This is a genomic window from Streptomyces sp. NPDC043876, assembly GCF_056435825.1.
Genome location: NZ_JBWKDV010000004.1, coordinates 452,799 through 477,232, shown reverse-complemented (window position 1 = coordinate 477,232; position 24,434 = coordinate 452,799). Strand labels below are relative to the sequence as shown.

Annotated in this window: 16 protein-coding genes; 10 read left to right on the top strand and 6 right to left on the bottom strand. The window is 74.0% G+C overall.

Annotated features, from left to right (window positions below; genetic code table 11):
- Positions 1 to 153: 153 nt before the first annotated feature.
- The 5 genes from AC0693_RS15940 to AC0693_RS15920 all read left to right on the top strand — a co-directional run bounded on the left by AC0693_RS15940 (position 154) and on the right by AC0693_RS15920 (position 6,447).
- On the top strand, positions 154 to 606 hold the full coding sequence (locus AC0693_RS15940; RefSeq protein ID WP_478802128.1) for a hypothetical protein: 453 nt from the start codon (positions 154 to 156) through the stop codon (positions 604 to 606).
- Between the two features lie 100 nt (positions 607 to 706).
- The gene (locus AC0693_RS15935; protein WP_478802127.1) at positions 707 to 3,286 is read left to right on the top strand and encodes a glycoside hydrolase family 3 C-terminal domain-containing protein; all 2,580 of its coding nucleotides are present in this window, start codon (positions 707 to 709) and stop codon (positions 3,284 to 3,286) included.
- Positions 3,287 to 3,323: 37 nt separating this feature from the next.
- Positions 3,324 to 4,463: a LacI family DNA-binding transcriptional regulator gene (locus AC0693_RS15930; RefSeq protein WP_478802126.1), complete on the top strand. Its 1,140-nt coding sequence runs from the start codon at positions 3,324 to 3,326 to the stop codon at positions 4,461 to 4,463.
- Positions 4,464 to 4,731: 268 nt separating this feature from the next.
- On the top strand, positions 4,732 to 5,466 hold the full coding sequence (locus AC0693_RS15925) for a YoaK family protein (protein ID WP_469332002.1): 735 nt from the start codon (positions 4,732 to 4,734) through the stop codon (positions 5,464 to 5,466).
- Positions 5,467 to 5,565: 99 nt separating this feature from the next.
- On the top strand, positions 5,566 to 6,447 hold the full coding sequence (locus tag AC0693_RS15920; RefSeq protein WP_478802125.1) for a YwqG family protein: 882 nt from the start codon (positions 5,566 to 5,568) through the stop codon (positions 6,445 to 6,447).
- Between the two features lie 12 nt (positions 6,448 to 6,459).
- Here AC0693_RS15920 and AC0693_RS15915 read toward each other — a convergent pair whose 3' ends face one another.
- Positions 6,460 to 7,758 (bottom strand): ROK family transcriptional regulator, encoded by a 1,299-nt coding sequence (locus AC0693_RS15915; RefSeq protein ID WP_469319735.1) that lies wholly within the window; start codon positions 7,756 to 7,758, stop codon positions 6,460 to 6,462.
- A gap of 181 nt (positions 7,759 to 7,939) precedes the next feature.
- On the opposite strand from AC0693_RS15915, the gene AC0693_RS15910 reads away from it, so the two are divergent.
- The 5 genes from AC0693_RS15910 (at position 7,940) to AC0693_RS15890 (ending at position 13,589) form a co-directional block, all read left to right on the top strand.
- The gene (locus AC0693_RS15910) at positions 7,940 to 9,259 is read left to right on the top strand and encodes an ABC transporter substrate-binding protein (RefSeq protein ID WP_356416943.1); all 1,320 of its coding nucleotides are present in this window, start codon (positions 7,940 to 7,942) and stop codon (positions 9,257 to 9,259) included.
- 10 nt (positions 9,260 to 9,269) lie between these two features.
- Entirely contained in the window at positions 9,270 to 10,238 is a 969-nt protein-coding gene (locus AC0693_RS15905) for a carbohydrate ABC transporter permease (protein WP_478802124.1), read from the top strand.
- Positions 10,231 to 11,097 (top strand): carbohydrate ABC transporter permease, encoded by an 867-nt coding sequence (locus AC0693_RS15900; RefSeq protein ID WP_469319733.1) that lies wholly within the window; start codon positions 10,231 to 10,233, stop codon positions 11,095 to 11,097. The genes AC0693_RS15905 and AC0693_RS15900 overlap by 8 nt, the downstream gene beginning before the upstream one ends.
- Positions 11,098 to 11,171: 74 nt before the next feature.
- On the top strand, positions 11,172 to 12,533 hold the full coding sequence (locus tag AC0693_RS15895) for a GH1 family beta-glucosidase (RefSeq protein ID WP_478802245.1): 1,362 nt from the start codon (positions 11,172 to 11,174) through the stop codon (positions 12,531 to 12,533).
- Between the two features lie 138 nt (positions 12,534 to 12,671).
- Positions 12,672 to 13,589 (top strand): NADP-dependent oxidoreductase, encoded by a 918-nt coding sequence (locus AC0693_RS15890; RefSeq protein WP_468471502.1) that lies wholly within the window; start codon positions 12,672 to 12,674, stop codon positions 13,587 to 13,589.
- A gap of 101 nt (positions 13,590 to 13,690) precedes the next feature.
- Here the strand turns inward: AC0693_RS15890 and AC0693_RS15885 are convergent, their stop codons facing one another.
- From AC0693_RS15885 to AC0693_RS15865, 5 genes are all read right to left on the bottom strand, one after another.
- Entirely contained in the window at positions 13,691 to 15,421 is a 1,731-nt protein-coding gene (locus AC0693_RS15885) for a discoidin domain-containing protein (RefSeq protein ID WP_478802123.1), read from the bottom strand.
- Positions 15,422 to 15,476: 55 nt separating this feature from the next.
- A complete protein-coding gene (locus tag AC0693_RS15880) occupies positions 15,477 to 16,553 on the bottom strand; it encodes a DUF1996 domain-containing protein (protein WP_468471437.1) in 1,077 nt (358 codons plus the stop codon).
- Between the two features lie 127 nt (positions 16,554 to 16,680).
- Positions 16,681 to 18,840 carry a discoidin domain-containing protein gene (locus AC0693_RS15875; RefSeq protein WP_469331981.1) on the bottom strand — a complete coding sequence of 720 codons (2,160 nt, stop codon included), beginning with the start codon at positions 18,838 to 18,840 and terminating at the stop codon, positions 16,681 to 16,683.
- Between the two features lie 349 nt (positions 18,841 to 19,189).
- A complete protein-coding gene (locus AC0693_RS15870) occupies positions 19,190 to 22,243 on the bottom strand; it encodes a poly(A) polymerase (RefSeq protein ID WP_478802244.1) in 3,054 nt (1,017 codons plus the stop codon).
- A gap of 7 nt (positions 22,244 to 22,250) precedes the next feature.
- Positions 22,251 to 24,062 carry an RNA ligase family protein gene (locus AC0693_RS15865; RefSeq protein ID WP_478802122.1) on the bottom strand — a complete coding sequence of 604 codons (1,812 nt, stop codon included), beginning with the start codon at positions 24,060 to 24,062 and terminating at the stop codon, positions 22,251 to 22,253.
- Positions 24,063 to 24,434 lie beyond the last annotated feature (372 nt).

Genomic DNA, 24,434 nt, shown 5'->3' with positions numbered 1-24,434 from the left:
CGGACGAAGCCGCGGATCCCTGGGGGAGGCGGATCCGGCCATGATCGAGTCGACACGCGCCGATGGGGGTCCGTAGCATCGGAGCCGCGTCAATCGCCGCATAGCGGTGGTTTTCGCTCCACATGGGGGAGTCCGTCACGACGGGAGTCCGATGTGAACACCACACCGACCGATCTGCGCCCTCCGTACGACCCGCGAACGCCGTGCGCGCGACGGCTGCGGATGGCCGCCGTCGCCGCCCTGTCGGCGGCCCTGCTGGCGGCCGCAGGGGCGGGTACCTTCGCCTCCGCCGCGGCGACCCCCAAGCCGACCGCCTCCTCGTCGCAGTCGGCCACCGCGGCAGTGACGCTCACGGCGACCCCCGCCACGGTGAAGAGGGGCGAGAAGGTCAGCTTCACGGGCCGCACCAAGGGAGTGCCGGTCGGCACCAAGGTGGTGCTCCAGCACAAGTACGGCGCCAAGTGGACGACGCTGCGGGCGAGTACGGCCGTCAAGCAGGGGAGCAGCTTCGCGTTCGACAACACCTTCCGCGACAAGGGCAAGGAGCAACTGCGGGTGATGGTCGGCGATGCCGTGTCGCCCACCGTGACCGTCACGGTCAACTGAGCGTCGTTCGCTGCGCGTTCGCCGCCATTGACAGTGCCTGCGGAGCCCCGGATGATCTGGGAGAGCGCTCTCCCAGATCATCCGACGTGAAGGGGCCCGCATGCGCGGCGGTGGCGACGACGAGGAACGGCTCGCCGGTAAACCGGATCTGCACCGGCAGGTCCGGCTGCTGACCGGCGCGGACACCTGGCGGACCGCCGCCGAACCGGAATTCGGGCTGCGGCAGATGGTCTTCTCGGACGGGCCGGCCGGGGTGCGCGGACCCGGTTGGGAGGAGTTCGACACCTCGGCCCTGCTGCCCTCGGCCACCGCGCTCGCCGCCCTCTGGGACGAGGACCGGGTACGCCGCCTCGGCGCGCTCCTCGGTGACGAGGCCCGGCGCAAGGGCGTGGACGTCCTGCTCGCGCCCACCCTCAACCTGCACCGCAGCCCCCTCGCCGGACGGCACTTCGAGTGCTTCTCCGAAGACCCCCTGCTCGCCGGGCGCACGGGCGCGGCGCTGATCCGGGGCATCCAGTCCCGGGGGGTCGCGGCGACCGCGAAGCACTACGTGGCCAACGACTCGGAGACCGACCGGCTGACCCTGGACGCCCGGATCGGCGAACGGGTGCTGCGCGAGCTGTACCTCGCCCCCTTCGAAGCGGCCGTGCGGGCCGGGGTCTGGCTGGTGATGTCGGCGTACAACGGGGTCAACGGCGTCAGCATGAGCGAGAGTTCGCTCCTCGCCGACCCGCTGAAGGGGGAGTGGGGCTTCGACGGGGTCGTGGTTTCCGACTGGGGCGCGGTCCGCTCCACGGCCGCCGCCGGATCGGCGGCCCAGGACCTCGTGATGCCGGGGCCCCGCGGGCCGTGGGGCGAGGAACTGGTCCGGGCCGTCCGCTCGGGCCTGGTCCCGCGGGAAGCCGTGGCGGACAAGACCCGCCGCCTGCTCCGCCTGGCGACGCGCGTGGGCGCGGTGGGCGGTCCCGGCGGGGAGGGGGAACGGGACGAGGGGGCGCCCGGGTCCGGCCCTTGCGCGGCGGTGGCGACAGCGGGCGCGGGCGCCGGGGTCGCCGGAGTCGCGGGGGGAACTGCCGGCGTCCCGAGGTGCGCCGAGGCCAAGGCCCCCGCTCCCGGCGCGTCCGGCCGGGCCGAGGCGGAGGCGGATGCCGTGGCGGCGGTGTTGCGGGATGCCGTGGCGGCCAGTGCCGTGCTGCTGGAGAACCGGGGGGTGCTGCCGTTCGACGCGGGGCGGCTGCGGAGCGTGGCGGTCATCGGGGTGCACGCCGCGGCGCCCCGGGCGCAGGGCGGCGGCAGCGCCGAGGTGTTCCCCCACCGCGTGGTGAGCCCGCTGGACGGGATCAGGGAGGCGCTGCCCCCGCACGTGCGGTTCCTGCACGCGCCGGGCCCGGTCCTGCGGGGAGCCGGTCCGGTACCCGTGGGGCGGGGGCTCGCACGCGATCCGGAGACGGGCGAGCCGGGAGTACGGTTGCGCGTCCTCGACGCCCGGGGAGCCGTCCTGTACTCGGTGTGCCGGCCCTCCGGCCGGGTGCTGGAGCCCGAACTGCCTCCCGGAGCCGACGCGATCGAGCTGGCCGTCGTACTCCGTCCCTCCGTGAGCGGCGACTGGGCGCTCGGCCTGGGCGGCTTCGGGAGGATGCGGCTGACCGTGGACGGCGGGACCCTGCTCGACGGGGTGTTCCCGCCCGAGACGGACGATCCGGCCGTCGTGCACGTGCGGCCCCCGCTGCGCACCGCCCGGATCCACCTCACCCGGGGCCGGGAGGTGAGCGTGTGCGCCCGTCGGCACCTCGCGCCCGGCACGGGACGGGCCACGGTACTGGCCGCCGCACCGCCCGCGCCGGACCCGGCCGCCGCGCTCGCCGAAGCGGAGGCGGCGGCCCGGACGGCGGACGCGGTCGTCGTGGTCGTCGGCACCACCGACGACACCGAGTGCGAGGGCCGCGACCGCGAGAGCCTGCGACTTCCCGCCCCGCAGGACGAGTTGGTGCGGACGGTGCTGCGCGCCAACCCGCGCACGGCGGTCGTGGTCAACGCGGGCGGCCCCGTCGAGCTGCCCTGGCGCGCGGAGGCCGGCGCCGTCCTGCTGACCTGGTTCCCCGGCCAGGAGGCGGGCGGCGGGATCGCCGACGTCCTCTTCGGCCACCGCGAACCCGGTGGGCGCCTCCCGACCACCTGGCCGGCCGCCCTCGCCGACGCCCCCGTCCGGGACACCCGCCCCGGCCCCGATGGCCGACTGCCGTACGCCGAGGGCCTGCACATCGGCCACCGCGCGTGGCTGCGCACCGGCCGCAGTCCCGCCTACTGGTTCGGCCACGGACTCGGCTACACGGACTGGGAATTCGAGCGCTTGAGCAGACTGCCCGCCCAAGGGGTGCCGGACGAGGTGGGGTTCACGGTCGTCGTGCGCAACACCGGTGCCCGGAGCGGCCGTCAGGTGGTCCAGCTGTACCTGTCCCGTCCGGACTCGGCGGTGGAACGGCCCGTGCGCTGGCTCGCGGGCTGGACTGCGGTCGAGGCGGAGCCGGGGGAGCGGGTGGCGGCGGTGGTACGGATCCCCGCGCGGGCCCTCCAGTACTGGTCCCCGGCGGCCGACTGGGTGACGGAACCCGGCGGGTACGAGGTGTTCGCCGGGCCGACGGCGGGAGACCTCCCGCTCCGGACGCGGCTGGAGGTGTAGCGCGCCCGGCTGCGGGACCGGGGGATACAGTGCCGCCATGGACACGGGGCGGCACACGGGCGGGAGCGGCGGCACGGGATCCGGGGCGGGCGCGGCGCCGACCCTGGAGGACGTCGCCCGGGCCGCCGGGGTGTCCCGCGCCACGGTGTCCCGCGTGGTCAACGGCATCCGCAACGTGGACCCCGCGATCCGCCGGGCCGTGGAGCGCGCGGTGGACGCCACGGGGTACGTGCCGAACCGGGCCGCCCGCTCGCTGGTCACCCGGCGGGCCGGCGCGGTCGCGCTGGTGGTGTCGGGGGCGGGAACGGACGCGCCGGACGACTTCGCCGCGCGGGTCTTCCAGGACCCGTTCTTCGGCCGGGTGGTGAGCGGGGTGGTGCGCGCGCTGCGACCGCGCGGGGTACATCCGGTACTGATGTGTGCGGAAACCGATGCCGACCGGGCGCAGTTGGTCGCGTACCTCGCCCAAGGCGGCGCGGACGGCGCGCTGTTGGTCTCCACCCATCCGCGCGACCCGCTGCCGGGCCTGCTGGCGGGGGCCGGACTGCCCGCGGTCCTCTTCGCCCGGCCGGAGCCGGATGTGCCCCTGCCGTCGGTGGACCTGCGGCACCGGGACGGCGGCGCGCTCGCCGCCCGGCACCTGATCGCGGGCGGTCACCGCCGCATCGCCGTCGTCTCGGGCCCCGCCGACGTACCCGCGAGCCGGGAACGGGTGGCGGGCTGCGCGGACGCCCTCCGCGAGGCGGGACGGCAGTCGATCGCCGTCGCCGAGGCCGATTTCACGGTCGAGGGGGGCGAGCGCGCGATGCTGCGGCTGCTCGCCGAACACCCCGACCTGGACGCCGTGTTCGCGGCCAACGACCTGATGGCCCAGGGGGCGTGCCTGGTGCTGCGGGAACACGGCCGCCGGATCCCGGACGACGTGGCGGTCGTCGGCTTCGACGACTCCAGCGCGGCCACCGCCTGCCGCCCCCGGCTGACGACCGTACGCCAGCCGGTGGAGGACATGGCGGCCGAGATGGTCCGGCTGCTGCTCGACGAGTCCCCGGCGCCGGGTGGTCCGGGGGGCCCGCCCGGACCGCCCGGCCCGCCCGGGCTCGCGGTGGATGCCGCCGCGCCGGTGGCCTGCGCGCCGGTGCTGTTCGCGCCGCGGCTGGTCGTCCGCGATTCCGCCTGACCCGGCCGGGTCGCTGGACCCGTCCAGGGAAGCCGGTGGATACGATTCCGGCAGGCCGTTGCGGCACAGGTCCGGCTTTCCACCGTGACCCCGGCCCGCCGCGCCGGGGCGCATCGGCGCTGACCCCGAGGGAGCGTGCGCATGGAGTCCGGTCCGTCCTCATGCGCACGGCCGGCCCCCCGCGGGGCCGCCCGGCACGAGGCGCGCCCGCCGCGCCGCGCCCGCCGCGCCGCGCCCAGGGGGCCCGTACGGGCCGGGAGCGGCGCGGATGAGCACGCCCGGCCGCGGAGTGCTGCGCGTGCTGACGTGGCTCGGCGGGTTGCTCTTCCCGGCGCGCACCGGGGAGGCCGGGTCGGCGGCGGGAAACCCGCACGGGGTGCTGCCGCCGCTGCTGATCGCGCTGACCTTCGTCAGCGGCCTGGTCGACGCGGTCAGCTTCCTGGGCCTCGACCACGTCTTCGTCGCCAACATGACGGGGAACGTCGTCTTCCTCGGCTTCGCCCTCGCCGGTGACCGCGAACTGTCCGCCGGAGCCTCGGCGGTGGCCCTGGGCGCCTTCGTGGTCGGCGCGCTGGCGGCCGGTCGGCTGGGCCGCACCCGGGAACCGGCGGCCCTCGCCGGTCCGCTGGTGGCCGTGCAGGCCGCGCTGGTGGGCGCCGCGCTGGCCACCCGGCAGGGCGGCGGCGGGCAGCTCGCGCTCGTCGTGCTGCTGGCGCTCGGCATGGGCCTGCAGAACGGCGTCGTGCACCGCCTCGCCGTGCCCGACCTGACCACCACGGTCGTCACCCGCGCGCTGACCGGGCTCGCCGCGGACCGCTGGGGCCCGGCCTCGGCGCGCCGCCTGATCACCGTACTGACCCTGCTCGCCGGGGCCCTGACGGGCGGCGCGCTCACCCTCGACCGCGACCCGCGCGGCGCCCTGGCCCTGGCGACCGCCCTCCTGCTCGCCGTGGCCCTGACCGCCACCCTGGCCAGCCGAACGGCCGCCCGCCCCACGGGATGAGGGGCGGGCCCCTGTCCGTCAGGGACGCGGGGAGACTGGAACGCGCAAACGCCGCATCTCGACACCAGCCCTGCCCGCGACGCGCCACCGGGAGCCGGAATGAGCCGCACCACCCCGCCGCGACCGCTCGACATCACCACGGTCTTCGCCGAACTGGCGCCGCTGGCACGCCCGGCGATCCGGTTGCACCCCCGCTCCGGGTCTCCGGCACCACGGGACAGCTCGGTCGGCGGGCCACTGCTGTGGCCCGCCGACGAGCCCTGGCCGCACTGCGACGAGGGGCACGACACAGGGGGGCCGGTCGCCATGGTGTCCGTGGCCCAGTTGTACGTGCGCGACGCGCCCCTGCTGCGCCCGCCCGGCTCGGCCGACCTGCTCCAGGTGCTGTGGTGCCCCTGGGACCACGAGCCGGACAACAAGCCGCTGACGGCCCTGTACTGGCGGACCGCCGCCGAGGTCACCGACGTGCTCGCGGAGCCGCCCGAGCCGTACGCGGTGGAGTACGACGGCTACGTGCCGCAGCCGTGTCTGCTCGCGCCGGAGCCCATCACCGAGTACCCCAACTTCATGGAGCTGAGCAAGGAACTGCAGCAGAAGCTGGCGGACGCGAGCAGCTGGCGGGGGACCGGGATGGACGACCGCTACCTCCCCGCCCCGCACGAGTTCTACTGGAACGAGCTCTCCCTCGCACCGGGATGGAAGGTCGGTGGCTGGACCTGCTGGGGCCTCACCGATCCCGTCCCCCGTCTCTGCCCCACCTGCGGCACCGATATGAACCCGCTGCTGACCATCGCGTCGTCCGAATGGGGATCCAATACCCGTGGCTGGATTCCGTACGAAGACCGATCCTCCTCCAAGTCGACCCCCGGCAACTACAGGCCGTGGAACCCCACCCTGCTCGACCTCGCCGGGGGCTACGACCTGCAACTGCACGTCTGCCCGGCATCCCCGGACCACCCGCACCTCGGCCTGATCCAGTGACCCCGTGCCCCCTCAGCGCCCCGCCACCCCGCCGCGGGTCGCCAACGAGGCGTGCCAGCCCGGGGGTTCGGTCGGGGGAGCGGGGACCGGGCGGCGGCCGCCCGTGGTGAAGAAGGCCGACAGGGGGAGGGTGGCGGCGCCCACCGTGACCGCGTCGGGGCCCAGCGAGCCCAGGTCGATGGTGACCCGGTCGGCGGGGTGGCGCAGCGAGTAGCGCCTGGCGTGCGCGCGGACCGAGGGCAGGATGTGCGGGCCCAGCATCAGGCCCGCCCATCCGCCGATCAGGATCCGTTCGGGCTGGAAGAGGTTGATCACGTCGGACAGCCCGGCGCCCAGGTACTCCGCGGTCTCCTCCAGCACCTCCGCGGCCACCGGGTCCCCGGACATCCCGTGCGCCAGCAGCACCGCCAGGGCTTCCTCCTCGTCCTGGACCTCGCCTGCGCCGCCGCCCCGCTCCGCCCACCGGGCGAGCAGGGACTCGGCGCCGGTATAGGCCTCCAGGCAGCCCAGGGCGCCGCAGCGGCAGCGCCGGCCGCGCACCGACACCGTCAGGTGCCCCCACTCCAGGGGGGTGCCGTCGGGGGAGCCGCCCGCGGGCGAGCCGTCGGTGACCAGGCTGGCGCCCACGCCGGAGCCGAAGAGGACGACGACCGCCTCCCGCGCCCCGCGCCCGGCCCCGAACCACATCTCCGCCTGGCCCAGGGTGCGGGCACCGTTGTCGATGAGGTACGGGACCTCGTCGGGCAGGGCGCCGGTGGCGCGCAGCAGGGCCTCCAGCGGGACCGCGTCCCAGCCGATGGTCTGGCCGTGTACGAGGGTTCCGCCGGGCGCGCGCTCGATGATGCCGGGGACGCCGACGCCGACGCCCAGGAGCCGGTCCGTACCGATGCCGGCCTCCGCGAGGACGGCGGCGATGCCGGTGCGGATGTGGTCGACGATGGGCCCGACGTCGTAGCACCCGCGCGGCTGCAACGGCATTTCGGCGCGGGCGAGTTCGGTGAGGGTCAGGTCGAACAGCTCGACCCGGACCCGGGTTTCGCCCACGTCGACGCCGATCATGTGGGCGCTGCCGGGGGCCACCCGCAGCAGGGTGCGCGGCCGTCCGCCGTCGGAGTCGACGATGCCGGCCTCCTCCAGGAGGCCGTCCGCGACGAGTTCACCCACCACGTTGCTGACGGATCCGGAGCTGAGTCCGGTGACCGGGCCCAGCTCCTGGCGGCTCATGGGTCCGCCGAAGTACAACCGCTGCAGCACGGCGCTGCGGTTGCCGCGCCGCAGGTCCCGCACCGTACGTCCGTGACTGCCCGTCATGTGGCTCCTTCCGCCCTGACAACGATTCGCAACATACCCTTGCGCGACCCCTTGACGCGACCCTTTCACGAGGCTTAACTCACGTCCTAAATTAAGGCCTGGAGGTAACGGGGAGGCCGCAACGCCCCCCTACCTCCCTCTCGGCCGCTCGCCCGACCCTGTTGAAAGGGGCCGATCCGCCATGCGCAGAAACCGAGCCGCGGCCGCCGCCGTGGTCACCGCCTCCCTGCTCGCCGCCGCCACCGCCTGCGGCGGGGGCTCCACCGGCGCCGAGGGCGGTTCCAACACCGCCCCCAAGGAACTCACCTACTGGGCCTCCAACCAGGGCCCCGACATCGCGGCGGACCAGGCGACCCTCGGCCCGGAGCTGAAGAAGTTCGAGGAGCGGACGGGCATCAAGGTCAAGCTGGAGGTCGTCCCCTGGGCCGACCTGCTCAACCGTATCCTGGCGGCCACCGCCTCGGGGCAGGGTCCGGACGTGCTCAACATCGGCAACACCTGGTCCTCCTCCCTCCAGGCCACCGGCGCGCTGCTGCCCTGGAACGCGAAGAACTTCGACGCGATCGGCGGCCGGGGCCGCTTCGTCGAGTCCGCGATCGGCTCCGCGGGCGCGGCCGGCCAGGACCCGGCCGCCGTCCCCCTGTACTCCATGTCGTACGCGCTCTACTACAACAAGAAGATGTTCCGGGAAGCGGGCATCGACAAGCCGCCCGCGACCTGGGACGAGATGGCCGCCACCGGCCGGAAGCTGTCCAAGGACGGCAAGTGGGCCCTCGGCGCCGAGGGCGCGAACCTCTCGAACAACATCCACCAGGTCTTCGTGCTGTCCCGGCAGCACGGCGCCGCGTTCTTCGACGCGGCGGGCAAGCCCACCTTCGACACCCCGGCCAACGTCGAGGCCGTCAAGCAGTACGTCGACCTGATGGCCAAGGACAAGATCATCGCGCCGGGCAACGCCGAGTACGACAAGAACCAGTCGCTCCAGGACTTCGCCAACGGCAAGACCGCCATGGTGCTCTGGCAGAGCGCGGCGAGCAGCTTCAAGGCCCACGGGATGAAGGAGGGCGACTGGGGTGTGGCCCCCGTCCCCGTCCCGGCGGGCGGCGCCCCCGGCCAGGGCCGGAACGTCAACTCCATGGTCGCGGGCATCAACATGGCCGTCTTCAAGAACACCGACAACATCGACGGCGCGCTGAAGTTCGTGACGTTCATGACCAGCGACGAGGAGCAGAAGCTGCTCAACAAGACCTACGGCTCCATCCCGCCGGTCAAGGCCGCCCAGCAGGACCAGGCCTTCGCCACCGAGGACCTCACCGTCCTGCGCGACACCCTGTCCACCAGCGCCGCCCCGCTCCCGCAGGTCCCCGAGGAGTCGCAGTTCGAGACGGCCGTCGGCACCGCGGTCAAGGAACTCTTCGCGGACGCCGCCGCCGGGCGCCCCGTGACCACCGAGTCCGTGAAGGCCAGGCTGTCCAAGGCCCAGCAGCAGATGGCGAAGTGAGCCCCTCCCGATGACTTCCGCCACCGCGGGGCGGGTGCGCCGCACCACCGCCCGCGTGCGCCGCACCGGACGGCTGCGCCGTACCGCCCTGCCCTACCTGCTGCTCCTGCCCGCCCTGCTGATGGAACTGCTCATCCACCTCGTCCCGATGCTGATGGGCATCCTGATGAGCTTCCGGCAGCTCACCCAGTTCTTCATCCGGGACTGGTCGCGCGCCCCCTGGACGGGCTTCGACAACTACTCCCTGGCCGTCGACGTCAACGCGCCCGTCGGTGAGGCCCTGCTCCGCTCCTTCCTCACCACCTGCGCGTTCACCCTCCTCTCGGTGAGCCTGTGCTGGTTCATCGGGACCGCGGCCGCCGTCTTCATGCAGGACACCTTCCGCGGCCGCGGCATCCTGCGCGCGCTGTTCCTCGTCCCGTACGCGCTCCCCGTCTACGCCGCCGTCATCACCTGGAGCTTCATGTTCCAGCGCGACAACGGCCTGGTGAACCACGTCCTGCACGACCAGCTCGGCATGGCCGGCCCGAACACCTTCTGGCTGCTGGGGGACAACAGCTTCTGGGCGCTGCTCGTCGTGTCCGTCTGGAAGGGCTGGCCCTTCGCCTTCCTGATCGTGATGGCCGCCCTGCAGAACATCCCCAAGGAGCTGTACGAGGCGGCGGCCCTCGACGGCGCGGGCACCTGGCAGCAGGTGCGCCGGATCACGCTGCCCTTCATCGGGCCCGTCAACCAGGTGCTGGTCCTGGTGCTGTTCCTGTGGACCTTCAACGACTTCAACACGCCGTTCGTCCTCTTCGGCAAGTCGGCCCCCGAAGCCGCCGACCTGATCTCCATCCACATCTACCAGGCCAGCTTCGTCACCTGGAACTTCGGCACCGGATCGGCCATGTCCGTCCTCCTGCTGCTCTTCCTGCTGCTGGTCACCGCCGTCTACCTGCTGGTCACCAGCCGCGGAGGGAGCAAGACCGATGCCTGAGACCCGGCGCAGGTCCCCGCTGGCCCCGGCCCGCTCCTTCCAGGCCGTCCGGGCGGTCTTCCTGACCCTGCTCACCGGCTTCGTCGCGCTGCCCGTCTACGTGATGGTCACCAGCTCGCTCAAGCCGCTGGCAGACGTCGCCGGGGCCTTCCACTGGATCCCCAGCGGGCTCACCGTCCGCCCGTACATCGACATCTGGCACACGGTCCCGCTCGCGCAGTACTTCGTGAACTCCCTGATCGTGGCGGGCTCCGCGACCGCCGCCTCGGTGGTGATCGCGGTCTTCGCGGCCTACGCCGTCAGCCGCTACGGGTTCCGCGGCAAACGGGTGTTCACGGTCACCGTCCTGTCCACCCAGATGTTCCCGGGCATCCTCTTCCTGCTGCCCCTCTTCCTCATCTTCGTGAACGTCGGCAACGCCACCGGGATCGCCCTCTACGGCTCCCGCGCCGGGCTGATCCTCGCCTACCTCACCTTCTCCCTGCCCTTCTCCATCTGGATGCTCATCGGGTACTTCGACTCGGTGCCCCGCGACCTCGACGAAGCCGCCACCGTCGACGGCTGCGGCCCGCTCGGCGCGCTCCTGCGGGTCGTCGTCCCCGCCGCCGTTCCGGGCATCGTCGCCGTCGCCGTGTACTCCTTCATGACCGCCTGGGGCGAGGTCCTCTTCGCCTCGGTCATGACCAACCAGCAGACCCGCACCCTGGCCGTCGGCCTGCAGGGCTACTCCACCCAGAACGACGTGTACTGGAACCAGATCATGGCGGCCTCGCTCGTCGTCAGCGTCCCGGTCGTCGCCGGATTCCTGCTGCTCCAGCGCTACTTGGTGGCCGGCCTGACCGCGGGAGCCGTCAAATGACCGCCCCCGCCGCCGCGGTCGCACCCGCCCCCGTCGCACCCGAACACCCCGGAAGGACCGTCGTGACCGAGCCCGTGCCCGAGCCCATCGACCTCGCCGCGCTGCCCCGCGACTTCGCCTGGGGCACCGCGACCTCCGCCTACCAGATCGAAGGCGCCGCCGACGAGGACGGCCGTACGCCCTCCATCTGGGACACCTTCTCCCACGCCCCCGGCAACACCGCGGGCGGCGACCACGGCGACACCGCCTGCGACCACTACCACCGCTGGCGCGAGGACGTCGCGCTGATGCGCGGCCTGAACGCCAACGCCTACCGGTTCTCGGTCGCCTGGCCCCGCGTGGTCCCCGGCGGCGACGGCCCGCCCAACCCCAAGGGCCTCGACTTCTACGACCAGTTGACCGACGCGCTGCTGGCCGCGGGCATCGAACCCTCCGTCACCCTCTACCACTGGGACCTCCCGCAGGCCCTCCAGGACCGCGGCGGCTGGCCCGAGCGGGACACCGCCGAGCACTTCGCCGCGTACGTCGCCCAGGTGGCCGAACGGCTCGGCGACCGCGTCACCCAATGGGCCACCCTCAACGAACCCCTGTGCTCCGCCTGGATCGGGCACCTCGAAGGGAAGATGGCCCCCGGCCTGACCGACCTCACCGCCGCCGTGCGGGCCTCCTACCACCTGCTCCTCGGACACGGCCTGGCCGCGGCGGCCATCCGCGCCGCCGCCCCCGCCGCACGGATCGGCATCGTCAACAACCTCTCCACCGTCGAGCCCGCGACCGACAGCGAGGCCGACCGCGCCGCCGCCCGCCGGATGGACGGACACGTCAACCGCTGGTGGCTCGACCCCGTCCACGGCCGCGGCTTCCCCGCCGACATGCGCGAGGTCTACGGCGTGGACCTCCCCGAACGCCCCGGCGACCCCGCCACCATCGCCGCACCCCTCGACTGGCTCGGCCTGAACTACTACTTCCCCCAGTACGTCACCGACGACCCCGGCGGCCCGGCCCCCCGCGCCCGCCAGATCGACCGCACCGCCGTCCCGCGCACCGGCATGGACTGGGAGGTCGACGCGCACGGGATCGAGACGCTGCTGATGCGGCTCACCGAGGAGTACGGCGCCCGCCGCCTCTACGTCACCGAGAACGGCTCCTCCTACCCGGACACCGTCGCTCCCGACGGCACCGTCACCGACCCCGAACGGACCGCCTACCTCGACTCCCACCTCGCCGCCTGCGCCCGCGCCGCCCGCCGGGGCGCGCCCCTGGCTGGCTACTACGCCTGGTCCCTGCTCGACAACTTCGAATGGGCCTACGGCTACGACAAGCGCTTCGGCCTGGTCCACGTCGACTTCGACAGCCAGCTGCGCACCGTCAAGGCCAGCGGCCGCCACTACGCCTCCGTCATCGCGGCGCACCGCGCCGCCCACCGCACCGGCTGACCGGGACCGCCCCGCGCCGCGCCGTGCCCGCCCCGCTCGGGGGGACGGGCACGGCGTTTCGTGGTGGGATGGGGCCGGGGGACGGTTCCAGCAGCTCACGGAGAGGCGAGACGGATGTCCGAGGACAGCGAGGGCACCATGCGGGCGATGACGTACGAGACGTACGGCGGGACGGAGGTGCTCAGCGAGACCCGGCAGCCCGTGCCCAAGGTGGGACCGGGCGAGGTACTGGTCCGCGTGAAGTGCGCTTCGGTCAACCCGGTCGACTGGAAGATCATGGCGGGCGGCCTCGACGGCCTGATGGACGTCGTGTACCCGGTGGTCCCCGGCTGGGACGTCTCCGGCACCGTCGAGGTCGTCGGCATCGACACCCCCGAGTTCACCGCGGGCGACGAGGTCATGGCCTACGCCCGCAAGGACTACGTGCACGGCGGCACCTTCGCCGAGTTCGTCACCGTGCCCGTCCGCGCCCTCGCCCACAAGCCGGCCACCCTCGGCTGGGCCGAGGCCGCCGGGCTCCCGCTGGCCGGGCTCACCGCGTACCAGCTGCTCACCCGCCTCGGCACCGACAAGGACGACACCGTCCTGGTGCACGGCGCCGCGGGCGGCGTCGGCTCCTTCGGCGTCCAGATCGCCCGCGCGCTGGGGGCCCGGGTCATCGGCACCGCCTCGCCGCGCAACCACGACCGGCTGCGCGAGCTGGGCGCCGAGCCCGTCGCGTACGGCGACGGCCTCGCCGACCGCGTCCGCGAGCTGGCCCCCGAGGGGGTCACCGTGGTCGCCGACTTCGTGGGCGGGGTCCTGGAGGCCACCCAGGCCGTCCTGGCCGACGGCGGACGGCACGCCTCCATCGCCGACCCGGCCGTGCTGGGCGCGGGCGGCCAGTGGATGTGGGTGCGGCCCGACGGCGCCGCCCTCGCCGAGCTCGGCCGGCTCGCCGAGGGCGGACAGCTCGCCGTCACCGTCGCCGAAACCTTCCCGCTGTCCGAGCTGGCGGCCGCCTTCGCGCTGAGCCAGGAGGGACACACCGCGGGCAAGATCGTCATCGAGGTCTGAGCCGGCGTTCCCGGCGCGCCGGGAACCCGGCCGCGCGCCGCCCCGTGGGGAGAAGGGGGCGGCGCGCGGGTTTCACGGGGTGGTGCCGGTCGCCGCGGCGGTCAGGCGTACACGCCGAAGTGGAACAGCGAGTAGCCGTAGCCGGTGCCGCGCTGGGTCATGTCCAGGCGTACGTACCGCCCCGAGGCCGCGATGCCGACGTCGTCGATACCGCCGTCCCCGGTGGACGTCGCGTACGCCGTGCGCCAGCTGCGGCCGTCGTCGGAGACCTGGACGGTGTACGCCCTGCCGAACGCCGACTCCCACACCAGCTGGACGTGCTTCAGCTGCTTCACCGCGCCCAGGTCCACCTGGAGCCACTGCGGATCGGCCCAACTGCTCGCCCACCGGGTGTCGTTGCGGCCGTCCGTGGCCAGCGCCGCACCGCACGGACAGCCGCCCCAGGTGTCGTTCTGGAAGGTCGAGGCGGTGGTCGGCCGGTTCAGCGCCACGTCCGTGCCCGGCACCGGCGGCGGGACGACCCGCACCGAGCGCTGCTCCACGCCGACGTTGCCCCGGCCGTCCTTGACCTTCACGTACAGGATCCACACGCCGGTCCTGCCCGGCGCGGTGACCCGGATGGTGCCGTTGCCGAGGGCGCCCGAGGCGGCCGAGAGCAGCCCGCCGCTCCCGTCGACGTACTTGCCGCCCCAGAGCACCTCGTACGAGAGCGCGTCGTCCTCCAGGTCGGTCGCCGGGGCCTGGAGGGTGATCTCCTTGCCCGCCGGCACGGCCGAGGCGTCGGCGACCGAGGGCACGGACACGGTCGGCGGCAGGTTGTCCCCGGCCGTGTTCCCGCCGTACATCCGCTTCACCGCGTAGTAGGCCTTGCGCCGCTCCCCGGCCGGGGTCAGGTTGAACCAGTGCCCGCCGAAGTCGTATTCGGTGCCGTAGTGGAACACGGTCGCGCCGAGCGCCACCCCGCGGTGGCCCGTGACGCAGTTCCACGCGTTGGTGTAGCCGTCGGCCATCGCCTGGTCGCCGACCTGCCGCGGCACGCCGTTCGCGTCGTCGGGCACCTCCCATTCGCCCGCCGGGCCGGTCTCGGTGATGATGTACGGCTTGGTGTAACCGCCCTGCTCCCAGGCCTGCTTGACGCCGCAGACCTCCTTGTAGGAGTTGACCGCGTACAGGTCGAGGTCGGGGGAGTTGCGCTTGTAATACGTCCAGGCCCCCACCCAGGCGTCGGTGGAGGTGACCGGGTGGTTGGCGTCGATGCGGTGGACGGCCTTCGCCACGTCGTTCACGAAGGCGGTGTAGGCGTTGCGCTGGTTCTCCAGCTCCGTGCCCGCGTAGCAGTTCTGCAGGCCGAGCACCGATTCGTTGCCGACGTTCCACATCAGCACGCCCGGGTGGTCCCGGTAGGTCTGCACCCACCGGGTGAACTCGGCGAGCATGTCGTTCTTGTACGTGGTGTCCGTGACGTAGTTGGTGCAGCCGCCGCTGCCGGGGCCGCCGCCGGGCTGGAGCCAGAAGCCCGCGATGACCTTGATGCCGTTGGCCGCCGCCGCGTCGAGCAGCGGGCGGCTGCTCGCGTCGGTGCCCCAGGTGCGGATGGTGTTGCCGCCCAACGACTTCACGTCGGGCAGCAGGCGGGCCGCGTCGGCCGGGGAGGGACCCCAGGTGACGCCCTTGACCTGGTACGGCGAACCGTCCACCTGGAGCTGCCAGTTGCCCTGGGAGCCGGTCACCCTGACCACGCTGCCCGCGGCGTGCGCGGGCAGGGCGGGCAGGGCGGTGACGGCTCCGGCGAGCAGGGCCGCGGCGGTGAGGGTACGCATGCGCGTGAGCATGCCGGTGCCTCCTTGGAGGAGTGGGGGGAGGGGATCGCGCGGGGAACGGACGGGCCTACGGGAGGCGGTAGTCGGGGCCCAGTACGGCGCCCGCCGCGGGGTGGGTCTCGTCGTAGCCGCGGGCGTTGCACTGGAGGCCGCCCTTGATGCAGTGCTCGACCAGGGCGCTCAGTGTCCGGTCGTCCCACGCGTTGAAGAAGTCGTAGTGGAAGGTGTGGCCGGCCCCGCTGGAGAGCCGGACCTGCGACATGTCGCCGCTGACCGGGAAGGCCATCTTGAACTCGACCATGGGCAGCGCGACCGGGTGGTCCGCGGGGCAGACGTTGTCGTTGTTGCCCGGCTTCACCACCGGGTAGGCCATGTGCGCCTTGTGGTCCGGGGTGTCGAGGTTCTTGCCGTCCCAGCAACTGGGCGCCTGCATGCGGATGTTGAGCTGTGTGCCGGCGGGGCAGTTGGCCGGGAACTCGACGTTCTTGAAGCTGTCGCCGCACTCCCAGCCCTCGACCCAGCCCTTGTGGGCGCGGAACTCGGCAGCGGTCTGGGTGGGGCTGCCGACGACGAACCGCAGCCCCTTGGGGAAGGGGCGCACGCTCGTGTAGTCGGTGACGCCCGTCTTGTAGTAGATCACTTGCGGTCCGGTGGGCAGGACCGGCCGGGTGCCGTTGTAGAGCGTGGGCATCCAGTAGCCGGACAGGTCGCCGGGCGCGTTGCAGGCGGTGCCGCCGGCGCTGAGGGACGCGGTGGTGCTGAAGGCGTTCGTCGTGGTGTTGCCGAGGAACGTGTGGTCGTGCGAGGCGCCGGGGCGGCCCGCGAAGACGATCGGGTCGTCGGGGGCGGTCCTGCTGACCGCACAGTTGGCCTGGAACTCGTGGAAGTACCGGTCCGGGGGGTTGTTCCAGGACGGGCTCACGCCGGTGACCGGCGGTACGGCGGGGATGTAGCCGTCACCGTCCGGGTCGTCGCCCCCGGCGAGCGGGGCGGCGGCGGTGTGGTCCATGCCCTGGTGGACCGCGAGGCCGGCGTCGGGTGAGGCCTGTGCGGTCAGCGTGGTCAGGCCCAGACCGGCGGTGGCGGTCACGGCGCAGGCGACGGAGACGAGGGCGGCGGACAGGGCCCGCGGGTGGAGTGTCATCGGTTCAGCTCCTTCGGGGAGGGGAGGGTGCGGCCGTACGGTGCACTGGGAGAGCGCTCTCTCAGGTGGCCCGGAAAACGCGGGGCGGCCGGCGGCCGCCCCGCGTCCTGCGGGGATCAGGGGTGGATCAGGGGAACGAGACGACGGTGGACGGGGTGGTCGACGTACCCGAGGTCGGGGCGCCGGTGCTGTTGATGACGTGCTCGTACTGGCCGTTGCCGCCCAGGGAGACCACCAGCAGGTCGTGGAACCGCACGCCGGGCTTCACCGGCACCTCGAAGCCGTGGTCCTGACGGATCGTCGGGTCGACGTTGTAGTAGCAGTAGCTGCCCAGGCCCCAGCCCTCGTGGGTGGTCACCGAGTCCGCGACCTTGTACGCCGCGAAGCCCTTGACCGAACCGTTCTGCACGGCCGCCTGGTTGGGGGCGTCGTAGGCCTTCTCGTTCTGGAAGAAGATCGTGCGGCCGCGGTCGCCGTTCCACTCCACGTCGTACTTGTTGAAGTGCTCGACGAACAGGCCGGTGGCCAGGACGTCGTCACCGTTGACCCGGAAGCCGTAGTCGGAGCGGTTGGTCTCCCAGCCCACCCCGTCCCCGTGGTCGGCGCGCCAGATCCACGTGTGGTCGACGATCGTGTCGTGGTTGTTGACGACCATGCCCGCCGTGGCCTTGCCCGCGCCCGCGCCGCCGACCCGGATGAAGACGTCCTGGACGGTGGTGGGGTTCGCCGCGTGGTCCGTGGTGGTGCCGGCCGGGCCGACCTCCAGCAGGCTCGGCGAGTTGACGGTGCCCGCGTCGACGAGGAAGCCCGCGAGCCTGACCCCGTCCACGTCGGCGACCTTCATCGCGGTCACCCCGTTGTCCGGGACGATCGTGGCCAGGCCGAGGCCCAGCACCACCGTGTCGGCGCGGTTGACCTGGATGGTCTGGTTCACGTGGTAGACGCCGGGGGTGAAGAGCAGGTGCAGGCCCTGGGCCAGCGCCTGGTTCATGGTCGCCGCGGTCGTGCCCGGCTTGACCACGTAGAAGCGGCTCAGCGGGACCGAGGTCCCCTGCGGCGCTCCGTTGCCCCAGGACGTGCCGCGCGCGTTGACGCGCTTGGCGGGCACGAACACCTTGTACTCGGACCCGTCCAGGTACAGGAAGGGCTTCTCGCGGGAGACGGGCGTCGTGTCGAGGGTGGTGTACCGCGGGTCCGGGAAGCTCTGCGCGGGCGCCCCCTGCGTGCCCGAGAACACCTGGTTCCAGACCGAGTTGTTCCAGCTGCCGATTGAGCTGTCGCGCGTGTACCACTGCTGCTGCGAGTAGTTGCCGACCTGCCCGTCGATCTTCGAGTCGGCGATGTAGCCGCCGGAGGCCCAGCCGTAGCCGTTGGGGGCGAGGTTCAGGCCGCCCTTGACGTGCATCCGGCGGAAGGGGGCCGCCTGGGAGACGGCCCAGCGGTCGGTGCCGTTGACCGGGTTCAGCGCGAGGTTCTCCGCCGAACGCCAGAAGTTCTGGGTGGCGTTGCCGCCGAACCAGCCGGCGTCCACGGTCACGTCACCGTTGATCGTGGTGTCGTCCGGGTTCAGGCCGAGGCCCGAGATCGAGGTGTAGAAGCCGATCTGGGCGTTGAGGCCGTTGTACGTGCCCGGCTTGAACAGGAACTGGTAGCGCCCGGAGCCGAATTGGGCGGACTCCTGCTGGGCGAAGACCTGGTCGAGCCGGGCCTGGATGTTCGGCGTCGACGGATCGAAGACGATCACGTTGGGTCCGAGGTCCCCGCCACCGGGCAGGGTCGGACCGGTGCCGCCCGGGGTGCCGTAGACCTGGAACTCGAACAGCGAGTAGCCGTAGCCGGTGGCGCGCTGCGTGCCGTAGACACGGACGTAGCGGGCGGTGCCGGAGACGTCGTGGGTCTGGACGCCGCCGGTGCTCGCGGCCGTGGAGTACGCGGTGCTCCAGTTGGTGCCGTCGGTGGACAGCTCGACCCGGTAGGCCTTCCCGTAGGCCGTCTCCCAGCGCAGGACGACCTGGCTGACCTGAGCGGGCGCGCCCAGGTCGACCTGTATCCACTGGGGATCGGCGAACTGGCTCGACCAGCGGGTGCCGTTGTCGCCGTCCACGGCGGCGGCGGCCGGGGTGCCGGCGCCCTCGATGCTGGACGCGGTGGCGGGCTTGCCCTGGGAGAGCAGGGTCGGAGCCGCCTGGGCCGCGGTGGCGGGGAGCAGCATCAGCAGGGCCGCGACCAGCGCGGCGGCGAGCGCCGCCGCGGTGAGCCGCGGCGGCCGGTCGGAGAGCAATCGCATGGAGGTACTCCTGACGTCGGGGATCCGGGGGGATCGAAGCGTGAGTGAACTGCCCCCGGGTGGGCCCGTCAAGAGGTTCAGCGTTCATGAACTGAAGACCCGTGGATGCGTCAAATCGATGGCAGGCCCGTGAACTTGGGGTTTCTTCAATCCTTGTGAAAAGTATTGACGAAAAAAGTCGCGAGCGCTTGGCTGAGGCTCCCAACGGCTCCGTCCGACCCTGCCCCGAGGAGACCCGGGAGGTCGCCGTGCGCACTGCGTTCGGAACATGGCGACACCGCCGCGTTCACGGGCGAACCGCCTTCGCTACTTGTCAGGCCGGGCCACCGGTGCGCCCGCAGCCACCCCGCTACCGGGGCGGTGTCGGTACGTCCCCGCCGGACGCCCAGGCCACCTCCACGCCCGGCAGGCCCGCGGCCCAGCGCCGGGCGATGACCGCGAGCCGCTCCGCGCCCGGCGGGGTCCCACCCAGACCGATCGCGTACCGGATGGTCCCCGGGGCGCAGGCCGGGGCCGGGGCGAAGGGGCGCGGCCAGGCGTGCGCGTCCACCGCCCCCGCCTCCTCCAGGGCGGCGAGCAGCGCGCGCATCCGGCCCCGGACCCGGCCCACCGTCTCCTCGGCCTCGGCCTCGGCCTCGGCCTCCGCTCCGGGAGCGGAGCGCACGGTGACCTGCGCCCAGGCCGCGTGCCGCCGGTGCAGCGGCGGCGGGTCGAGCAGCGCGGGCCAGGGCCCGGGCCCGCTCTCCGTGATTTCCCACGCCCGGTACAGCTCGCGCACCAGCAGGTCGCGGAATCCCGGCCCCACCTGGGCCGTGCAGGAACGCACCGGCGCGGTCGGGGTCAGCACGGTCACCGGGGCGCCGGTCGCGCGGTCCGAGGTCACATCAGCCGCGGTCGCTTCCGGGGGCATGGCGTCCGCCGCGGTCACGGCCCCTCCCGCAGTCGGCCCGTCCCACAGGGCCACCGGCAGGCGCCAGTCCCAGGCCGCCCACCCGCCGAAGAACTGGCGCAGCAGCGCGTCACCGGTCAGGCCGGCCGCGCCCGCGCTCTCCGTCGTACGCGCGGCGAGCACCGCCCAGGCCAGCCCGGGCAGGCCGCCGAACGGAGCGCAGTCCAGCCCCCGGGCCCGCGCCCACTCCTTCACCCGCCGGGCCAGCTCCGCGAAGGCCGCGTGGCGCTCCGGGCCCACGGCTTCGCGCACCGCCACGGCGTCGCTCACCGCGCTCAGCGCGAGCGCGGCGCCTTCGCCCCACTCGGCCCGCCGGGCCACCGCGCGACCGGGATCGACCTCCGCGCCCGCGACGACCGCGAGGTCAACGTCCAGCGCGCCGACCCGCAACCGCAGCCCGGGTACGCGCACCCCGTGCACCTCCCGGACCCGGACCGCCTCCGGCAGCGCGGCCACCACCCGCTCGCGCAGCCGCGCCGGCTCCACCGGCCCCGCGAGGGCCGCCACCAGGTCCAGGTCCGCCCCGGGCAGCGCGCACCCCGTCCGGCGCGATCCGGCGACCTCAACCACCCCCTCGGGCAGGGCCCGCGCCAGCCGCTCCGTGACGGAACGCGCCTGCTCCTCCGGGAAGTCCGGGGCGTCCGGGCCACCGTCCGGCCCCGCGCCTCCGTCCGCCTCCGGCCCGTTCGACCCCTCCGGCAGCCACCGCACCTCGCCCGTGCCCAGGGCCACCGTGAACCGCACCCGCATCGCTTCCCCGCCCCGCCGGGACAGCACGGCGAGCGATCCCACCCGCACGGCCGTCCCCGCCTCCGGAGTCGCGGCCAGCACCTGCGCGCACCGGGCCGCGTCGCGTGCCGGATCCGTACTGCGACCCAGCGTCAGATGCGGGGTGTACCCCTCGGCGCGCCCCCGGCACCCGGGGAACCGGCCTACCAGCGCCGCCCGCAGTTCCTGCCAGGGCGCCTCACCGCCCGCCGCCGGGTCCAGCCACAGCGTCGCGTCCTCGCGGTGGCCGAAGCTGTGCACGCCGGCCGGACGCGCGCTGAAGGCGGGCACCGCGGCGGCGGCTTCGGCCAGCAGGACGGCCGCCCGGTCGAACGCGGACTCCGGTACGAACCCGAACAGCAGGTTCACGTGCGGCGGCCAGCGGTCCACCTGCGGATCCAGCTCCCGGCGCAGCTCCTGCACGGTGGGCCACAGCTCCGCGGGCGGGATCCAGGCCACGGCGGTCCGCGCGGTCGCCGCGGCGTCGAGCACGGTCGGGCCGCCCCCCGGGTCGGCGGCCGCCCCGCCGGTCGTCGGGCCGAATCGGCCGCCGGGCGGGCCGAGTTCGATTTCCGCCGCCACCCCGAAGTGGTCGGACACGAACAGTCCGTCGGCGGTGGCGGGCCGGTCCCCGATGAGGAGCGCCCCCGCCACCCGGGCCCCGCCCCGCAGCAGGATCCGGTCCAGCCGGGCGGCGCGCCCGGTCAGCGAGCCCACGGCGGCCAGCGGATTGACCGCGGGGTCGAAGGTCGCCGTCGCGTCCGCCGCCCCGTGCACCTCGGTCCACACGTCCCGCAGCCCCAGCGCCCCCGCGGGCCCCTCGGCGCCCCCGCGCCCGTCGTTGAAGTCGCCCATGAGTACGACCTCGCCGTCGATCCCGGCCAACCCATCGGCCAGTTCGACCAGTTCGGCCGCCCGCCGGCCCGCGCCGTCGGCGGAGTGGTCGCTGCTGAGGTGGGTCGCGGCGACCACGAGCGGCCCAGCCGCCGTCTGTACCGTGATGGCGGCGACCCCCTTGTGCGGCCCCAGGGCGTGAACTCCCGCCTCCCGTACGGGCATCCGGCTGAGCAGCAGCAAGCCGGTACCGGGCACGTCCCGGCCGCGCGGAGACGTGCCCACGGTGTAGGAGGCGCGTACCCAGGGTTCGGCCAGGAGGAGGTCGAGCAGCCGTGGTTCGACCTCCTGGAGCGCGATCACGTCGGCGTCGGCGGCGGCCAGCTCGGCGAGCAGCAGCGGGCGCCGCCGCGCCGTCTCGATGAGCGGGCCGTCGTAGCGGTCCCACAGCGTGTTCCAGGTCAGCACGCGCACGGTCGCCCCGGCCGCAGCGGTCACCGGCGCGAGCCCGGCGAGGGCGGCTCCCTCGTCCGGCACCCAGCCGCGCGCCGGGTCCCAGACGTGCGCCGTGCGCGCCGTGAAGAAGGGCGCGCGCAGCAGCCGGGGGGCACGCGCCCGCCCGGCCCCCGAGGCCTCGACCCGGTCCACGCCGGTCGCCCGGTCCCACACCCGCTCCCCGTCCGCCTCGACGAACAGCACCCGGTGCCAGGGGATGTCGCCGCCCGGCACGAAGGAGGTCAGCGGCACCCGCTTCGGGTCGGCCCCCCGCTGGAGCAGCCCCATGACGAACCGGGCGGGATCGAAGCGGGGGTCCCAGCGGACCTGGTGGTACAGCTGCTCACTGGTGCGCATCACGCCGTCACCCCGTCGTGCCGGTCTCGTCCGGGTGCCCGTCGTACAGCCCGCCCGCCGTGTCCTCCACGGCGCCGCCCGCCCCGATGTACCACGTCCGGTGCGCCTCACCCGGGTACGGCGGCGCGAACCGGCGCAGCTGGGCGTCCAGGACCGCGGGCGGCACCGGATGAGCGCGCGTGCCGTTGCGCCGCAGCAGCGCCTGCTCGTCGGCCAGGACGACGGCGTGCGTCACCAGCGCGTCCCGGCGCCGGGCCACCGCACCGACCAGCGCGCGCTGCGGAGCCACCAGCGAGGTGGCGTCCCACACCACCGTGCCCCCGGCAGAGAGCGCCGCGTCGAGCCGGTCCAGCCCCTCCCGCAGCACCTCGCCGTTGGCCCGCTGGTCCGACCGGGCTCCGCGCGCGGAGCGCAGGTCGTCCAGCGAGACGTACGCGTCCACCCCCGGCAGCGCCCGCCCGAAGGTGCTCTTTCCGCTGCCCGACGGCCCGACCAGCTGGACCAGCCGGGGGAAGTCCCCGTCCCGCCACCGCCAGGTCGCCGCCACCGCCTCCTCCACGCCGCCGACCCGGCCCTCGGCCCAGGCCTGGCGCGCTTGCGCCCAGCACCGGTCCGCCGCCTGCCCGTCGAGCCCCGCCAGCGCCTCCCGGAGCCCCGACCGCAGCGGCCCGTACGGATCGGGGCCCAGCAGCCCGGCCTCCTCGGCGCACAGCGCGGACCATTCGACGCACTCCCGCGCCCCGGCGCCCTCGGCGCCGGTACACGCCCCCGCCACCGCCCCGGCGACCGCGTGCAGGACCCCGAGATCGGCCGCGGCCGCCATCCGCGCGAGCCCCGCCGCGCGCCTGTCGTCGGGGAACGGCAGCTGCAACCGCCCCTGCAACCCGACGACATCCGCCACCCGGCGCGCGAGCGGCAGCCCGAGCGCTTCCGCGAGGCGCGGCGCGAGGAGTCCCCGGTGCGCGCCGTGCAGCGCGGCGGCCAGCACCCCCGCCAACCGGGCGTCCCCCGACCGCCCCAGCCCGTCGAGCCGGGCGACGGCCCCGGCCACCCTCTCCGCGCGCGCGTCCGCGGACTTATCGACAGGGGCATCCGCATGGTCCCCGGCGTCCGGCACGCCCGCTGCCGACAGCACGGCCGGTACGTCGGGCACCGCGCCCGAACGGACCGCCCACAGCGCGGCGGCCGGGCCGAGACCGTTCTCCACCACGGACGCGAACATCCAGTGCGTGCCGGTCTGCACATGGCCCCCGCGCACCCATTTGGCCACGTGCCGGGCGAAGGCCGCACGGTCGAAGCCCTCCACGGAGCGCACGACGTACCCCTCGTGGCGGCTCGTGTCCAGCTTCAGCCTGCGCAGCGCGCGCTCGGCCGGCGCGTCCAGAACGCCCCGCCACAGCACGCGCGGCACCGGCACGCCGAGCCCGGTCAGGAACCGCACGGTCCGGTCCCAGTCGAGGCACCGGTCGCCGTCCCAGACCGAGAAGCCGTAGAACCAGCTGTCCAGCGCCTCGTAGGCGAGGGAGTGGCGCGCGTAGAGGTTCTCGCCGCAGATCCGCCAACCGGCGGGGATGCGCGGGCCGATGCGGCCCTGGAGGGCCTTCACCCAGGCCCGCGAGGGGTGGTGGGCCGAGTCCAGCGAGCGGGCGTGCAGACCATCGGTGTAGATGCTCGTGTTCTCGCCGTCGAGCTTCTCGGTTACGACGACCTCGCGCCCCGCGAGCCCGGGCATCCCCGACAGGTCCCCGGTCCGGATGTCGTCGGGCGTGGCCCCGGGGGACCACGGGACGTGCGGCGTGCGGGGATAGTGGGTGCGCATGATCCGCTCCGGTCGGCGAGGTGGTCCCGCCACTGTAGGAAGGCGTACCGGGCCGATCTACCGATTATCGCTCCGGCGCGGGGCCGTCGAGCGCGCACGGGCGGCGCCGTTCAGCGGCCGAACCGGTCCGCGCACAGCTGCGCGAGGGCCGGAGGCACCGTCCCCCGGGCGGCCGCGCAGATCGCCGCCATGTCGGAGGCGCGCCCCGGTGCGGCGGGCCGTGCGTGCGGACGAGGCCGGGCCCGCGGCGTGCGCGCCTTCGGCGGTGCGGGGTCGCGCCGCGTGCCCGAGCGGTGCGGGGTCCGGTGCCGGTCGCCGTCGGCGCCTTGGGCCGCGTGGTCTTCCTGGTCTTCTTGGTCTTGGTCTTCGCCG

Excerpts from the sequence above, each read along its gene's own strand:
- AC0693_RS15935 (WP_478802127.1), top strand. The coding sequence starts at position 707 with ATGCGCGGCGGTGGCGACGACGAGGAACGGCTCGCCGGTAAACCGGAT.
- AC0693_RS15930 (WP_478802126.1), top strand. The coding sequence starts at position 3,324 with ATGGACACGGGGCGGCACACGGGCGGGAGCGGCGGCACGGGATCCGGG.
- AC0693_RS15925 (WP_469332002.1), top strand. The coding sequence starts at position 4,732 with ATGAGCACGCCCGGCCGCGGAGTGCTGCGCGTGCTGACGTGGCTCGGC.
- AC0693_RS15920 (WP_478802125.1), top strand. The coding sequence starts at position 5,566 with ATGAGCCGCACCACCCCGCCGCGACCGCTCGACATCACCACGGTCTTC.
- AC0693_RS15915 (WP_469319735.1), bottom strand. The coding sequence starts at position 7,758 with ATGACGGGCAGTCACGGACGTACGGTGCGGGACCTGCGGCGCGGCAAC.
- AC0693_RS15910 (WP_356416943.1), top strand. The coding sequence starts at position 7,940 with ATGCGCAGAAACCGAGCCGCGGCCGCCGCCGTGGTCACCGCCTCCCTG.
- AC0693_RS15905 (WP_478802124.1), top strand. The coding sequence starts at position 9,270 with ATGACTTCCGCCACCGCGGGGCGGGTGCGCCGCACCACCGCCCGCGTG.
- AC0693_RS15900 (WP_469319733.1), top strand. The coding sequence starts at position 10,231 with ATGCCTGAGACCCGGCGCAGGTCCCCGCTGGCCCCGGCCCGCTCCTTC.
- AC0693_RS15890 (WP_468471502.1), top strand. The coding sequence starts at position 12,672 with ATGCGGGCGATGACGTACGAGACGTACGGCGGGACGGAGGTGCTCAGC.
- AC0693_RS15885 (WP_478802123.1), bottom strand. The coding sequence starts at position 15,421 with ATGCTCACGCGCATGCGTACCCTCACCGCCGCGGCCCTGCTCGCCGGA.
- AC0693_RS15880 (WP_468471437.1), bottom strand. The coding sequence starts at position 16,553 with ATGACACTCCACCCGCGGGCCCTGTCCGCCGCCCTCGTCTCCGTCGCC.
- AC0693_RS15875 (WP_469331981.1), bottom strand. The coding sequence starts at position 18,840 with ATGCGATTGCTCTCCGACCGGCCGCCGCGGCTCACCGCGGCGGCGCTC.
- AC0693_RS15870 (WP_478802244.1), bottom strand. The coding sequence starts at position 22,243 with ATGCGCACCAGTGAGCAGCTGTACCACCAGGTCCGCTGGGACCCCCGC.
- AC0693_RS15865 (WP_478802122.1), bottom strand. The coding sequence starts at position 24,062 with ATGCGCACCCACTATCCCCGCACGCCGCACGTCCCGTGGTCCCCCGGG.